The 12,851-nt window shown below is 51.5% G+C and carries 16 protein-coding genes; 1 reads left to right on the top strand and 15 read right to left on the bottom strand.

The window, feature by feature from the left end:
* Window positions 1–47: 47 nt before the first annotated feature.
* The 10 genes from BN1247_RS05055 to BN1247_RS05010 all read right to left on the bottom strand — a co-directional run bounded on the left by BN1247_RS05055 (window position 48) and on the right by BN1247_RS05010 (window position 5,909).
* Window positions 48–296, bottom strand: a complete 249-nt coding sequence (locus BN1247_RS05055) for a YkuS family protein (protein ID WP_054949414.1) — start codon at window positions 294–296, stop codon at window positions 48–50.
* A gap of 43 nt (window positions 297–339) precedes the next feature.
* Window positions 340–546, bottom strand: a complete 207-nt coding sequence (locus BN1247_RS05050; RefSeq protein ID WP_054949413.1) for a YqzE family protein — start codon at window positions 544–546, stop codon at window positions 340–342.
* Between the two features lie 103 nt (window positions 547–649).
* Entirely contained in the window at window positions 650–1,174 is a 525-nt protein-coding gene (locus tag BN1247_RS05045) for a shikimate kinase (RefSeq protein WP_054949412.1), read from the bottom strand.
* Between the two features lie 94 nt (window positions 1,175–1,268).
* Window positions 1,269–1,664: a hypothetical protein gene (locus BN1247_RS05040; RefSeq protein WP_054949411.1), complete on the bottom strand. Its 396-nt coding sequence runs from the start codon at window positions 1,662–1,664 to the stop codon at window positions 1,269–1,271.
* A complete protein-coding gene (locus tag BN1247_RS05035) occupies window positions 1,661–2,317 on the bottom strand; it encodes a hypothetical protein (protein ID WP_147675183.1) in 657 nt (218 codons plus the stop codon). The genes BN1247_RS05040 and BN1247_RS05035 overlap by 4 nt, the downstream gene beginning before the upstream one ends.
* A complete protein-coding gene (locus tag BN1247_RS05030; protein ID WP_147675182.1) occupies window positions 2,257–2,679 on the bottom strand; it encodes a type II secretion system protein in 423 nt (140 codons plus the stop codon). Before BN1247_RS05030 ends, BN1247_RS05035 begins: the two co-directional genes overlap by 61 nt.
* Window positions 2,672–3,220 (bottom strand): prepilin-type N-terminal cleavage/methylation domain-containing protein, encoded by a 549-nt coding sequence (locus tag BN1247_RS05025; RefSeq protein WP_054949408.1) that lies wholly within the window; start codon window positions 3,218–3,220, stop codon window positions 2,672–2,674. The genes BN1247_RS05030 and BN1247_RS05025 overlap by 8 nt, the downstream gene beginning before the upstream one ends.
* Before the next feature lie 60 nt (window positions 3,221–3,280).
* The gene (gene comGC / locus BN1247_RS05020; protein ID WP_074011259.1) at window positions 3,281–3,652 is read right to left on the bottom strand and encodes a competence type IV pilus major pilin ComGC; all 372 of its coding nucleotides are present in this window, start codon (window positions 3,650–3,652) and stop codon (window positions 3,281–3,283) included.
* 138 nt (window positions 3,653–3,790) lie between these two features.
* Window positions 3,791–4,861, bottom strand: coding sequence for a type II secretion system F family protein (locus tag BN1247_RS05015; RefSeq protein ID WP_054949406.1), 1,071 nt, complete (start codon window positions 4,859–4,861; stop codon window positions 3,791–3,793).
* Window positions 4,833–5,909 (bottom strand): GspE/PulE family protein, encoded by a 1,077-nt coding sequence (locus BN1247_RS05010; protein ID WP_054949405.1) that lies wholly within the window; start codon window positions 5,907–5,909, stop codon window positions 4,833–4,835. The genes BN1247_RS05015 and BN1247_RS05010 overlap by 29 nt, the downstream gene beginning before the upstream one ends.
* Before the next feature lie 499 nt (window positions 5,910–6,408).
* Here BN1247_RS05010 and BN1247_RS05005 point away from each other — a divergent pair, with 499 nt between their 5' ends.
* Complete coding sequence (locus BN1247_RS05005; protein WP_054949404.1) at window positions 6,409–7,236, top strand: metallophosphoesterase; 828 nt, start codon at window positions 6,409–6,411, stop codon at window positions 7,234–7,236.
* Between the two features lie 107 nt (window positions 7,237–7,343).
* Here BN1247_RS05005 and BN1247_RS05000 read toward each other — a convergent pair whose 3' ends face one another.
* The 5 genes from BN1247_RS05000 to BN1247_RS04980 all read right to left on the bottom strand — a co-directional run bounded on the left by BN1247_RS05000 (window position 7,344) and on the right by BN1247_RS04980 (window position 12,675).
* The gene (locus BN1247_RS05000) at window positions 7,344–8,042 is read right to left on the bottom strand and encodes a response regulator transcription factor (protein ID WP_054949403.1); all 699 of its coding nucleotides are present in this window, start codon (window positions 8,040–8,042) and stop codon (window positions 7,344–7,346) included.
* Window positions 8,043–8,296: 254 nt separating this feature from the next.
* Complete coding sequence (locus tag BN1247_RS04995) at window positions 8,297–9,421, bottom strand: MGDG synthase family glycosyltransferase (RefSeq protein WP_054949402.1); 1,125 nt, start codon at window positions 9,419–9,421, stop codon at window positions 8,297–8,299.
* Between the two features lie 2 nt (window positions 9,422–9,423).
* Window positions 9,424–9,990 (bottom strand): YkoP family protein, encoded by a 567-nt coding sequence (locus BN1247_RS04990; RefSeq protein WP_054949401.1) that lies wholly within the window; start codon window positions 9,988–9,990, stop codon window positions 9,424–9,426.
* A 325-nt stretch (window positions 9,991–10,315) separates the two neighbouring features.
* Window positions 10,316–11,518 carry a tRNA uracil 4-sulfurtransferase ThiI gene (thiI, locus tag BN1247_RS04985; RefSeq protein ID WP_054949400.1) on the bottom strand — a complete coding sequence of 401 codons (1,203 nt, stop codon included), beginning with the start codon at window positions 11,516–11,518 and terminating at the stop codon, window positions 10,316–10,318.
* A complete protein-coding gene (locus tag BN1247_RS04980) occupies window positions 11,515–12,675 on the bottom strand; it encodes a cysteine desulfurase family protein (protein WP_054949399.1) in 1,161 nt (386 codons plus the stop codon). The genes thiI and BN1247_RS04980 overlap by 4 nt, the downstream gene beginning before the upstream one ends.
* Window positions 12,676–12,851 lie beyond the last annotated feature (176 nt).

Below are 12,851 nucleotides of genomic sequence, written 5' to 3'. Positions count from 1 at the left end.
CACCTTTGCCAAAAAGGGGTGCGTGCGACGTGTCACACAGTAAACGTTTAATAACCAATCCGTTCCTGCACTTTTTGGTACACTTCTTCCGATGTCATGCCACGGGCATCGATGATTGGCACGTCAGTCACTATGTCCTGCATGCCCATCACGTTGACATCCCCGCCGGAGACGACGCAGCAATCGCAGTCCTCAGCTTGTACGCGCTCATTTAAATCGACGACATCGTAGCCGTTCTCTTGTAAGTATTCGCGTACCGGCGTTAATCCTTCTTCTACAGCAATCCGCTTAGGCAAACGACTTCCCTCCTTACTCTTATGGTTTACAAGTTCGAAAAAATTACATTTTGTGTTTAAACCGCGACCCATACCGTTCTTTTTGTCGTCTCCAAAATATTTGCATACTGAGGGCCGCGTCGCCAAACCAGTGAATGTGCCACGGTTCTTTTCCCTTCGCTGACCGCCGTTTGATTCGCTCTTCTTTCGGCGTATCTAAATACGTCATAAAACGCTTCGTCAAATATTGCACGTAATCGTCCGCAGACACCTCTGTTACCCCCCTTTTTTCGCCAAACAAGACGTGATCCTTTGATCCTTAACCGTAGTGTTAACGGTTCAAGTCCAAAATAAACAGGAGGTTTTTTAATGAGTTACTCGAAATCTGCGCACGATGCTTTGAATGTCGTAACGATGTGTGCCGCAATTGCTTCCGGCGATCTGTGCGACGTATCGACCTTTAAATGGGCAAAGTCGTAAGCCGTACGACGCTCGCCCCATATTGCCGTAACTTTCGCTTCGACGTCGCCGGCGAGCAGCGGACGCGTTGTATCGTTTTTTAAGCGCTGCACGAGAACGTCCCGTGTGGCGGTTAAAGCGACGACCCACCCGTTGTCCATCATTTGGGCGACATTGTCGGCGCGCAAGACGATTCCGCCTCCAGTCGTCACGACGAGGGGGCGCTCACGCTGCATAAGTTGCATGAGCGCTTCATGCTCCCGCTCGCGAAAATATCGTTCACCGCGCACCCGAAACATGTCTGCAATTCGCATACCGTACCGTCCTTCGACATAATCGTCGGTATCGACCGTTTCCCACTGTAACCGTTCGGCTATCAGCTTACCGACCGTCGACTTCCCCGTACCCATAAACCCTATTAATACAATGTGCCGCTGCACCGCGATCCCTTCCTTCAGACGTTTTGGTCCGATTATATCAAATCGGTGGGGCGGTACTAAAGAGAGGGCATCCTCTCGTACACACTCGCGCACCTTACGGCAGTTGGCGCCGCGACCACTTTAGCGTCTGTAGCGTGTCGGTATCGAGTTCGACGACGATCGTCTGCTGGACGTCCGGTGCAACTTTTCCGATCGCTTGCACCTGTAGCGGCCTTCGACGGACGACTTTTACTTCTACGCTCCCAGTCTGTAAGTGAAATGCGAGTCGACCGGCAAACGCATCATCTACCCGCCTTGCGGCACGCCACCTTTCAATGCCACTCTCGGCTAAATACTGCGCCTGCACTAACTTTTCGTCGTACGCAATCGTTTGTTGATTTTGGATAAGCTGTTCCAGTTGGAAGGTCAGCCAGACGAACAACAGCGAAATGGTTAAAATGACGGAAATGTACGCCGCCCCGCGCTCGTCCTGTGTGTACCCTTTTTTCACGACACATCACCCGTTCGTCGCCGATCGCCTTGTCGACTTTCGCCTACATGCGATTTGACTTTCGCTCTGCCCTTATCCCCCGTCTGCGACAACTTTTCCGACCGGTGCCTTAGCTCCGTTTGCGACACTTCTTCTTTTCGCTCAATGCGGCTCCGCACGTATGTTTGAACCGATAACTTCGCCTCACCTTTCTGCAGCTGGATTTGTATCGCAACCCCTTGTCCGTCGCTGTCTGGTGTAAAAACGGCTTGTTCGACGTAACGGCTAAGTAACACGTACCCTTTGTAGGTGCCGTTCCCCCGTTTAACACGGCGCCCGAGTTGCCGTTGCTGCTCGTTGAGACGGATCACTTCTGCGGCACTTACTCGGAATAGCAAGTCACTGTCCCGTAGGTGAAAATCGTAGCCACGTTTTAGTTCGTTCAGCAACATAAACTGGAGGGCACTCGCTTCCCGCTGTAAATCGCGTTCATCGCTGCTTTTGGCACTGTTGTGCACCATTTCCCCAGCAAGAGCCACGACAGTTCCGAGAATGAAAACAGTCAAACTAAAGCTCACTAACAACTCAATGTAAGTAAACCCGTCAGCCCGCGCTACGGTACGACGTACCGTTCGAAAAATAGCATGCGCTCTTTTTTTTCGGCAATTTTCCATGAAACCGTCACATCCACTTTTTCGACATCGCCTTTTGTCGGCGTTCGCTCCCATTTGACGTTAAAAGTGATCTGTTCCGCTTGTACCGTCTCTTCTCCCGTCTGTTCGCCCGGTACGTCGGCAATGTGCCGCTCTATCACGTCCTGCCCGAGCCACAGAGCGTAAAGTCGCGCTTTCTTTTCAACATCCGCCGTCTTAAATACCGTCAGTACCGGATAGACGGCAGCGATCAATAACGTAAAAATGGCCATAGCGACGATCAATTCAACGTACGTCCATCCGTCTTGCCCTCTGATCGGGTATAGCCACTTACGTTGCGAGTCTAGCCACCTTCCCACCCGCGTAAGCGATCGACTACTCATGCCATACGACCCGCGTCCGTACGGAAATTGGCGTAATGATCAACTCGGCAAATGCTACACCGTTTCGTTGGATGCTAACCGTGCCACCGTTCGCGTGGCCGGGAAACGACTGATCCGGATGAAACGTTAGGACGACACCTTCCGTGATCGCGAGCCGTTCAGGGACGGAAACGGCTTTCAGTTCTCGCGAGCCACTCCCTTGCTGCTCAACAATTTTATAAGTGCGCCCACGAGCAGGTATGTCCAACTGCACCGTTCGCTCTGTCGCCACGGCACGTTTTTGCGCGTATACAACGTCTGCCTCCATCTCTTGCACGAGCGACCGGTCCGCGATCTTGGCCACCGCGTCCCCTGCCACCGGAAGCACAACCCCCGTTAGCGTGACGATCATAAACAGCGTAACGAGCAGTTCAATGAGCGTAAACCCAGACGCGTCTCTTAAATAACTGTGTTCCCTCTCGGTGCGAAGACTGTTCTCTATACGTTGTTCCCTTGCCGTACCGTTCGACCGCCAACGCCTCGCTCTAATCCCCCATGCCACTCAAGCCCCCTCACTTTCAATCACAATACGTCATCCCCTAAAGTCATAAGTCATTAGTCACTACTCGCAGGTGACGGTTAGTGTGCCACCCTCTTCGCGAAACGTAAATTGTTTGTCTTTGTCCCGGCACTTAGGGATCTCAGTAATGTAACCTTTTTCCTTCAACTGGGCGACCGTTCGCGGATAGCTGTTTTCGGCCAGGCGATAATTTTCCGCCTGTGACAGTAGCATGCGCTTATTCGCTTCCTCTGCTTTCTCCTGCGCGGCCGTCCCTGTTTTCGACAAGTTCGGCAGCACGATCGCGATAATGACCCCGATGACGAACAAGACGACTAACATCTCGATTAAGGTGAATCCTTTGTCACTGCGGAGAACGCTTCTCGCTGCTCCGCCTACGTCATGTTTCCTCAAGTAGCTTACTGTTTTTTCCATCACTATGCACACTCCCCTTATGACGTTTTAAAAAAACGTTCCCCTGCCCTCCTACCGTTCGTTACCTTAAATCTTCTATATGCTGTTTCCTCAAATTGGCGGAACACGATTGCCTTAAATGCTTGGCACACCGTTGCCTCAAATTCCCTGAACGATGGACAGCATCGGCATGAACAGCGTTAAGACGATGACAGCGAGCGCCCCGCCAACGCATACGATTAAGAGAGGCTCCCACAATTGTGTGAGCCACTGAAGGCGTTCTTGCAGCTCTTCGTCAGCTATTTCCCCGCTGTACAATAGCGTTTCAGCAACTAAACCGCTCGTTTCGCCCACGGCTAACTGCTGCGGTAAAAACGTATGAAAACTCTTCCCCGCTTCCGGTGCAAACGACGCCTCCAAGCCAAAACCGCTTTCTAAGCGGTCTTGAATGCGCAACATGGCGCGCCTCCCGCCTTCCCACGGCCACGATGCCAAAATTGTTTCGAACGCTTGTAGCAATGGGATCCCCGCTTGGAGTAACAAGCCTAGCTGCCACGAAAAAACTGCCGTCGTCCGCAACTGCAACGCCTCACGCACGAACGGAAACCGTAAACTGAACCGCGCGAGCCGCGACCAAACGCCCCATCGTTTTTTTACTATGAAAAACAGTAACGCCGCACCGACGCATAGCCCAAGAGCCGCAAATTTTAAACTCGCGACGTTGAACGTTAAGATCAACTGCGTATACCACGGCAATGACATACCCATCCCTTCGTACAGTGCGGCAAACCGCGGCAGTACAGTCGTCTGTAACACGATTAGAGCGATTGCCATTAGCGTCGCGACGAGCAGCGGGTAAGTGAGCGCTTTCAACAACTTCTGTCGCACGTCGTGTTTGTGCCGATAGTAGCGCTCGCACTTTCTTAAAGCGTGCACTAAACCGTCATGCTGCTCCCCGGCAATGACAAACGATGTGAGTAAAGGTGGAAAGCGGTGGTAAGACAATGCCTCCCCTAAGCTTGTCCCTCGGTCGAGCAGCGTGACGATACCGACGAGTCGCTTACTTAAGCCGTTCTGTTCTGCTTCACTCAGGAGTAACAAGGCTGGGCGCAGCGTCACACCCCGTTCGAGTAAGCGGACCAGCTGACGACAAAACAGCGCGTAATCTTTTGCCCGTAACTTCGCACCCCGCTTCAGCCGTTTAAGCATCGCGTCCCACCGCCCGTTCACCCTCCACTAACGCACGCCTTGGCGACGCCGTTAGCGCCTCGATCCGCTCGCGCAGTGGAAGCAGCCCCCGCCTGTAAATATGTTGCCGCAACTGATTGACTGACGGCCGCTGTGTGACGAGTGCTTGCAATTCCTCGTCGACCGTCAACACTTCAAACACACCGACCCGCCCGTAATAGCCGCTGCCCCGACACGTCGAACACGTCCCGCCTGCGCCGCGACAGCGATAACATAACTTCCGCACCAACCGCTGAGCCACAATCCCCGTGACCGAAGAGGCGAGCAAATACGGAGGAATCCCCATGTCCAACAGCCGCGTCAGTGCACTTGCGGCATCGCCCGTGTGCAAACTCGTCAGAACGAGGTGGCCAGTTAACGCGGCGCGCACCGCCATATCCGCCGTCTCTTTATCCCTAATTTCTCCAATCATAATCACATCCGGATCTTGGCGCACGACAGCGCGCAGGCCGCGCGCGAACGTCAACCCTGTTTTTTCGTTAATTTGTACTTGGTTGACGCCGGGTAAGCGGATTTCGACCGGATCTTCCAAAGTGACGATATTTCGTGCCACATTGTTTAGCTCGTTTATTAGCACGTAAACGGTTGTCGTTTTCCCTGATCCGGTCGGGCCAGTGACGAGGAGAAGTCCCGTCGGTTGCTGTATCCACTCCCCTACTTCCTCGCCTTGCTCTGGCTGCATCCCGAGCTCGCGTACGTTAGAAAAAGGATTTTGTGACTGAAGAATGCGTACGACCATCTTCTCGCCATTGACCGTCGGGATCGTCGCTACTCTCGCTTCGAATTGTTCCCCACTCATTCGCCCATCTTGCGGCAAACGCTTCTCTCCGATGTCCAAGTTTGCCATTAATTTTAGTTGCGATAATAAATTCGCATGGCGTCCGCTCGGCAGCGTACGGTAAAGTTGCAACTGTCCATCAACGCGAAACCGGATACAAAGTCCCTCCTGTCCAGGTTCGATGTGAATGTCACTCGCTCTAGCCTCGACTGCCCTTTTCAACATATTAGGAACGAAAGTCGTCCCGTTCACAGCAACCTCCTCCATTGTTAACTTCTTTTCCCACAGTAATTCCCACAGTAAACACCATTCGACTACACCATTCGACATTTTCTGTTCATTACCTTTTTAGTTTTCGTTACTATAAGTGACATTAATCGTCTTTTTTAAATTAAGAAGTCCTATCGGTTAGACACATCGGTCGTAAATATGATACTACGGCTGCTCATTTTTTTCTGAATTAGTGGTGCTGGAAGTCCACACTTCTCGTACCGGAAGTCGTCACTAAAATTAATGAATGTGTGAGGACAGGGATTCTGTATTTCTGTATACGTTCCCGTAACCGCTAGGATAGCGCATTCATTGATGTTTATGTTACCGATATACTATTTCTAGTGTGTGATCGCATAGTAAATCGTATGGACATACTATATATTGGCATGGACTTTTTCTGTTTTCTTCGTTAGGATTAATAATGTCGCGTACTTTTTTGCGTGCTTTTTTGCGTACTTTTTTGGAAAGAGGTGAAACAATGCTATGGATATTTGCCTGCGTGGTTAGTTTGGCGCTGTTCGCCCTTTGGCGTATGGCGAGGCGCAATACGTACCGCGCTGTTTTAAACGAGATCAACCTCGATTTAAAAGATTCGTTAGGCGACAACGGCCTTTCCATTTTGCACCTGTCAGACTTGCACGTGGAACGCTTGTCTATTTCAGCCGACGATCTACTGGCGAAAGTGAACGGCAAGCCAATCGATCTTATCGCCCTAACCGGAGATTTTCTCGATCGGGTGGAAAGTATTGAGCCGTTTTTAAACTACTTGGACGAAATCGTGCAGCTAAAACCGCGTTACGGCGTTTACGCCGTGTTTGGTAACCACGATTATTGCATTGAACCACACTTGCCTCAGCTAAAGCGAGAAATGGAAACACGCGGTTGCCACGTACTCGTCAACGACCACCACACGATTAAAGTCGCGGGGAAAAAGCTCAACATTATCGGTATTGACGACTATTACAGCGGACACAGCGATCTCGCACGAGCGTATCGCAACGTCGGAGACGGGGTTAACTTAGTACTCACACACGACCCGACAATTGTCTTAAAAATGCATGCGTACAATTTTGATTACTTGCTCTCGGGACACTTCCACGGGGGACAAATTTTGTACCCGAAAGCTTACCATTTGAACCGAATGAGTGACTTGCCGAAGCAAAAAATAATTAAAGGCTTGCATTTTTACGATCGGAAAGCATTTTATATTAGTGAGGGATTAGGACAAACGGGGATCAACATTCGGTTGCGCTCGCGGCCGGAAATTACCGTACACACGTTAGGAGCAGTCAGGCGCGCCAGTTAAGCAGGTTTTGCGATGTGAGTGACCGTTATTCGCAAGAGTTCTTACGCGCGCCTGCTCTCTCGTTCAACTTTTTTCGCGTACGATGTGTTGGCGATGTGTATAAGATTTTACTTTTCCCCGACGTGCCACATATAACCACGCCCCCAAAACGTCTCAATATATTTCGGTTTAGAGGGATTATCTTCAACTTTGCGCCGCAAGCGGCGGATATTCACATCGACAATTTTCGGATCGCCGACGTATGTTTCTCCCCAGACGTTATCGAGCAACTCATGGCGTGAAAGTGGCGTGTTTTTGTGCATGAGCATATGTTTGGCCAAGGAATATTCGAGTGGTGTCAATTCGAGAACGACTCCGTCTTTCGTAATACACTCTTTATCTAGAAAAAGCCGGAACGGTTCAGCCTCGATCACCGCTTCTTTTTGTGTATCCCGGACTGTACGCCCGATGCGCCGCATGAGCGAACCGACTCTCGCAACGAGCTCTACTGGACTGAACGGCTTCAATACGTAGTCGTCCGCGCCGATCGTCAAACCGTGTACTTTATCCGCTTCTTGCGCTTTAGCCGTTAACATAATAATTCCGACGTTGTCGTGATGTTCGCGAATGTGCCGACACACGCCAAAGCCGTCAATCCCCGGGAGCATCACATCGAGCAACGCGACATCGATCCGCTCGGCGTCGGTAAGCGCGATCGCTTCCTCCCCCGTGACTGCTTCGACGACGTCGTAACCGGCCCGTTTCAAATTAATGACGATAAAACTGCGAATCGACTCCTCGTCTTCGAGGACGAGTATTTTCCCCATATTGTCAACCACCTACCCGCCGTGACGCTTCCTCTCTAGAAAAACCGCCTAAATTTTTTCTTTCCGTCGTGTATGTAGAAAAGTGTCGCTGTGCTTTTGCAACTAGCTTCCGTTTATACGTAAAGTATACCATTTACCAAGTTGTCTTAGGTAACAAAAATGTAACAGTCACCACAGATGACCGCTAGGTGCATGGAGTTAGCGGTTGCAGCGATTTGCAACAACTGTATGTATGCTTTAAGACAACTATGCGTTTAGTCGTAGGCGTAAGATAGCATCTGCAATATGTGGGAGGCTGCTGCTGTCGCTGCTTCAGGCTTTCCGCACAGCTTGGCGCGTTCGGCGAGGCGTTCATAATAACTTAGATTGTGCAACAGTGGCCGGACAACACGTACGATGTCATCTAAATCGTGTGCCCTAAGCGCGAGTTGTTGCGACTCGAGAAAATGGCTGTTCCGTTCTTCGTGCCCGGGGATCGGTGCCACGATGAGCATCGGGATACCTAAGGCGAGCGCTTCCGATGTCGTCAAGCCGCCAGGTTTTGTAATGAGGAGGTCGGCGGAGGCTAAATATCGGCCCAAATGATCGACATAGCCTAGAATACGGATATGGGGTGCCTCACCAAACATTTGCTCGCACTTATTGCGCAGTAATTCGTTATTACCGGTGACGACCGTTAGCTGAACCGCATCGCCGAAGGCCGCGTCAATGTGCTCGATCACTTGTTTGATCGGACCGTGTCCCAGCCCGCCGCCCATGAGTAAAATCGACGGTCGCCCGTCATCGACACCGACGGAACGCTTAGCTTCTCGTTTCGGAAGGTGTACCACTTCGGCAAACAAGGGATCGATGGGGATGCCCGTAGCGAAGACATTGGCACGCTGCACCCCCATCTGCTTAAGCTTGTCCCGCAACGCCTCGTGACCGACAAAGTAAAATTCGACCGCCGGATTTATCCAAAAACTGTTAATTGAAAAATCAGTAATAATAGCCCCTAATCGAAACGAAAATATCTCCTTCAAGCGGGCAACGGCACTTAAACAGAACGCGTGCGTGCAGACGACGACGTCGGGCTTTTCGCTGCAAACTATTTTGTGTAAGTAATTCGCGAACAGTGCCCCGAGTGGCTGCTGCAGCCAGACACTCCATTTACTTTCTTGTGCGTACGCTTTTCCCCACAACTTTGGGGTGTAGCGCAATGCCTGTAAATACGCCAGACGTATGGCGCGTTCCAATTTACTGCTAATGTGCGCAATCCCACAGACGAGGGTAACCTCGACAGAAGGAGCTAACGTTTTTATCGCTTTTTCTAAAGATCTAGCAGCACTGTAATGGCCGTCTCCGGCAATCGTCTCGGTAAAGATCATCACTTTGTTCATGGTTAGTCCCCTTGATACGCACGCAATAATTGCTCTTTTGACATAAAGACGCGCTTAGCCGTAATTTTTTTACGCGAGTGTCGGCGCACGCGTTTAATTCCTTCAGGATGGCATAAACATAAAATCCATTTAAAAAAGACCGTTTTAAACACACGAAAAATGGCCGTATCGATAGCTTGTACGCTAAATCCTAAGCGTTCGGCCCCTTGGTGTAAAATGGTCGTGCCGACAACCCCTTTAATGCGGTCGGCGTACGGGTGTGCGGCGACGGCGCGCGCTAAGGCGGGAAGGGAAGTTTTTACTTGCTTTAGCGCTAAGAGCCCTAAGCGTAAGTCACCCGTCTTGCCACGTAAACAATACGCTAACTGATAGTTGTGAATGTGTAGTTTTACATAGTAATCCCCGGGAGCAACAATCGTTTCCTCGCCAATCGTTAGCGGATTTCCCCGATATTTTTTTACGACGATGCGAAAAATGTTATTGTTTTCCTTATCGACGTAATGAAGGCGCGTGCAGTGGTAGTATAAAAAATCCCACGTACGCCACGCCATCAATAAGGCTTCGTTCATTTATTAGTGTCACCTCTAATCGTTCATACCAAACTTTAATGTGCTGTTGATCTTTATTATTTAAAACGAGTGTCCTTATCATACATCTTACGTTTGAGGACGCCGGACATATGCCAAAAAAGATAAAGAAAACCCGCCTCCAACGTAAATAGACGTATGAGGCGGGAATTAATGGTCAAGAAGTTTGTTGGCATATGCCGTCGATTAAACTTATAGACTTATGGCAAAAGTGCCGCCCATTGTAATGGCGAAAGGGTGCTGACGGTGGATACGGTTCTTCAGTAAGGTTCCAAGGATGCGCCAGTAAAGTAAGCTCTATCGCGACTCAATCGAAGTAAGACGCAAATTCCTCCTTGGAACCGAGTGACAACATCTTCGTTTCCGTATCGGCTACGGCTGCTGCGACGAGAGCGTCAATGTCGAGCCCTTTTTCTTGGGCCCGCGTCCGCTCTAAGTTAGGGCGCGTCTGCGGCGACTTCGGGACGAAGACGGTGCAGCAGTCTTCGTAAGGCAAAATCGACGTCTCATACGTATCGATTTGCTTCGCCACAGCAATAATTTCTTGCTTGTCCATACTGATCAGTGGGCGCAGTACGGGAAGTGCCACGACGTCGTTAATCGCCCGCATACTTTCCAGTGTCTGACTGGCAACTTGACCCAAACTTTCCCCGGTCGCCAGCGCTAACGCGCCGCGTTTTTCCGCCAATGCCTCAGCAATCCGCAACATAAAGCGCCGCATCACCGTAATCGAGTAACTGTCTTGGCACGTTTCGCGAATTTTCGTCTGAATCTCAGTAAACGGCACGACGTGTAACGCAATGCGCCCACTGTACGCAGACAACTGTTCCGCTAAGTCTTCCACTTTTTGTAAGGCGCGCTCACTCGTGTACGGATAACTGTGAAAGTGGACCGCTTCAACTTCAACGCCCCGCTTCATCGTTAAGTAGCCGGCCACCGGACTATCGATGCCGCCCGACAACAACAGCATCACTTTGCCACTCACCCCGACGGGAAACCCGCCTAACCCGGGGTAGCTCTCACAGTACACATAGGCGCCGTGTGCGCGCACTTCAACCGACAACCACACGTCTGGCTGGTGAACGTCGACACTGAGGTACTCGCTCTGGCGCAACACGAAACTGCCGACTTGGCGGTTAATGTCTTGCGACGTGAGCGGGAACCGCTTGTTCGGCCGCTTCGTCTCCACTTTAAACGTCCGCCCCACCTTGTCCTGCGTCGCCATCAACGCCGCAGCAGCTGCCTCGATTTCCTGCATCTGCAGCTCGGTGCGCAGGACTGGACTAATGCCGACGATGCCAAACACTTGTTGCAATGCCTCGATGACCGGTTCGGCAGCAGCGTCGTGCAAATGGATAAACAGCCGTCCGTGCGTCTTTTCAAACTTAACGCTCGGAAAAGCGGCCAATTTATGGCGTATGTTCCTAATGAGTTGGTCGACAAAGACGTTACGGTTACGTCCTTTTAACGTTAATTCCCCGTATTTAATGAGTAAAATATCGTAGGTCATTTTTCGTACCACCCTGTGTCGCGGCGCAACTTCGTCGCCGTCTCGCTAATGATATCGATCGCCCGCTGCACGTCCTGCTCCCTCGTATAGATGCCCATGCTGATGCGGATCGTCCCTTCTGCTTCCTCCTCGTTCAGTCCACAGGCCGCCAGCACGCGGCTCGCTACGTGGCGCTTCGTCGAGCACGCCGATTTCGTCGAGACGTACACGCCTCGTTCTCCGAGTGCGTTCATCAGCACTTCCCCTTTTAATCCGCTGAAGGATACGCTGACGATGTGCGGCGCCCCGCCTTCCGGCGTCGTGTCACCGTTTATTTTTACCGCGGGGAGCTTGCTTAACTCGTCGACAAACAACTGCTTCCACTGCGCCCACTGTTGCCGCTTGGCGTCCATTTGCCGCAAGCTGAGCTGCATCGCCCGCGCTAAGCCGACCGCGCCCGGTACGTTTTCCGTACCCGCGCGCCGTCCATTTTCCTGTCCTCCGCCAGCGAGCAGTGGATGAAGGGTTACCCCTTCGCGAACGAAGAGCAGACCAGTCCCTTTCGGCGCGTGAAACTTGTGGCCGGATAGCGATAACAGATCGATCCCGTCTAACGCGTGGGGTAACGGCACTTTGGCAAAAGCTTGTACCGCATCGACGTGCAACAATGTTTTCGGTCGATTCTGCAGCAAGCGGAGGAGGGGTTCTAGCGGCTGGATCGTCCCCACTTCGTTGTTCACATAAATGACCGACACGAGAATCGTATCGTCGCGTAGTGCCGTGGCAATTCGTTCCGTTGGCACTCGTCCCGTAGCATCCGTCGGTACGTACGTGACGGAAAAACCACATCCCTGCAACTGCTTGAACGCCTCATAAGCAGCGGCGTGCTCAACCGCCGTCGTCACAATATGGCGGCCCCGCGTGCGGTATTGCCACGCCGCCCCTTTTATCGCTAAGTTAATACTTTCCGTGCCGCCGGAGGTGAAGATCACTTCCTCGTCCTGCACCCCTAACTGTGTAGCGGCGACATGGCGGGCTTGACTGAGTAGCCGCTCCGCTTTCAGCCCGAGCCCATGTTCGGCTGACGGATTGCCGTAAACGTTTGTCATCACGTCGGCCGCGACGTCGACCACTTCTTTAAACGGCGCCGTCGTCGCACTGTTATCTAAGTAAATCATCGCAAGTTTGCTCCCTTGGAAATGGTGCTTGTGCACCCGTGAGAAAATGGTGGTTATAAAGGTCATTTTCGATCATACCACAATTGGGTGGTAGCGGACAAAATATGCGAAGGAGCCGTTTCTCCAATCGGGTAATATTTGGCAAACCGCCCAACTGCACGAAATTTCTATAAACA

This window comes from Numidum massiliense (assembly GCF_001375555.1).
Taxonomy (GTDB): Bacteria; Bacillota; Bacilli; order Thermoactinomycetales; family Novibacillaceae; genus Numidum; species Numidum massiliense.
Note: the sequence above shows the minus strand (reverse complement) of the source record. Positions and strands in the feature narration are given on the sequence as shown.

Excerpts from the sequence above, each read along its gene's own strand:
- BN1247_RS05035 (WP_147675183.1), bottom strand. The coding sequence starts at position 2,317 with ATGGAAAATTGCCGAAAAAAAAGAGCGCATGCTATTTTTCGAACGGTA.
- BN1247_RS05030 (WP_147675182.1), bottom strand. The coding sequence starts at position 2,679 with ATGAGTAGTCGATCGCTTACGCGGGTGGGAAGGTGGCTAGACTCGCAA.
- comGC (WP_074011259.1), bottom strand. The coding sequence starts at position 3,652 with ATGGAAAAAACAGTAAGCTACTTGAGGAAACATGACGTAGGCGGAGCA.
- BN1247_RS05005 (WP_054949404.1), top strand. The coding sequence starts at position 6,409 with ATGCTATGGATATTTGCCTGCGTGGTTAGTTTGGCGCTGTTCGCCCTT.
- BN1247_RS05000 (WP_054949403.1), bottom strand. The coding sequence starts at position 8,042 with ATGGGGAAAATACTCGTCCTCGAAGACGAGGAGTCGATTCGCAGTTTT.
- BN1247_RS04995 (WP_054949402.1), bottom strand. The coding sequence starts at position 9,421 with ATGAACAAAGTGATGATCTTTACCGAGACGATTGCCGGAGACGGCCAT.
- BN1247_RS04990 (WP_054949401.1), bottom strand. The coding sequence starts at position 9,990 with ATGAACGAAGCCTTATTGATGGCGTGGCGTACGTGGGATTTTTTATAC.
- thiI (WP_054949400.1), bottom strand. The coding sequence starts at position 11,518 with ATGACCTACGATATTTTACTCATTAAATACGGGGAATTAACGTTAAAA.
- BN1247_RS04980 (WP_054949399.1), bottom strand. The coding sequence starts at position 12,675 with ATGATTTACTTAGATAACAGTGCGACGACGGCGCCGTTTAAAGAAGTG.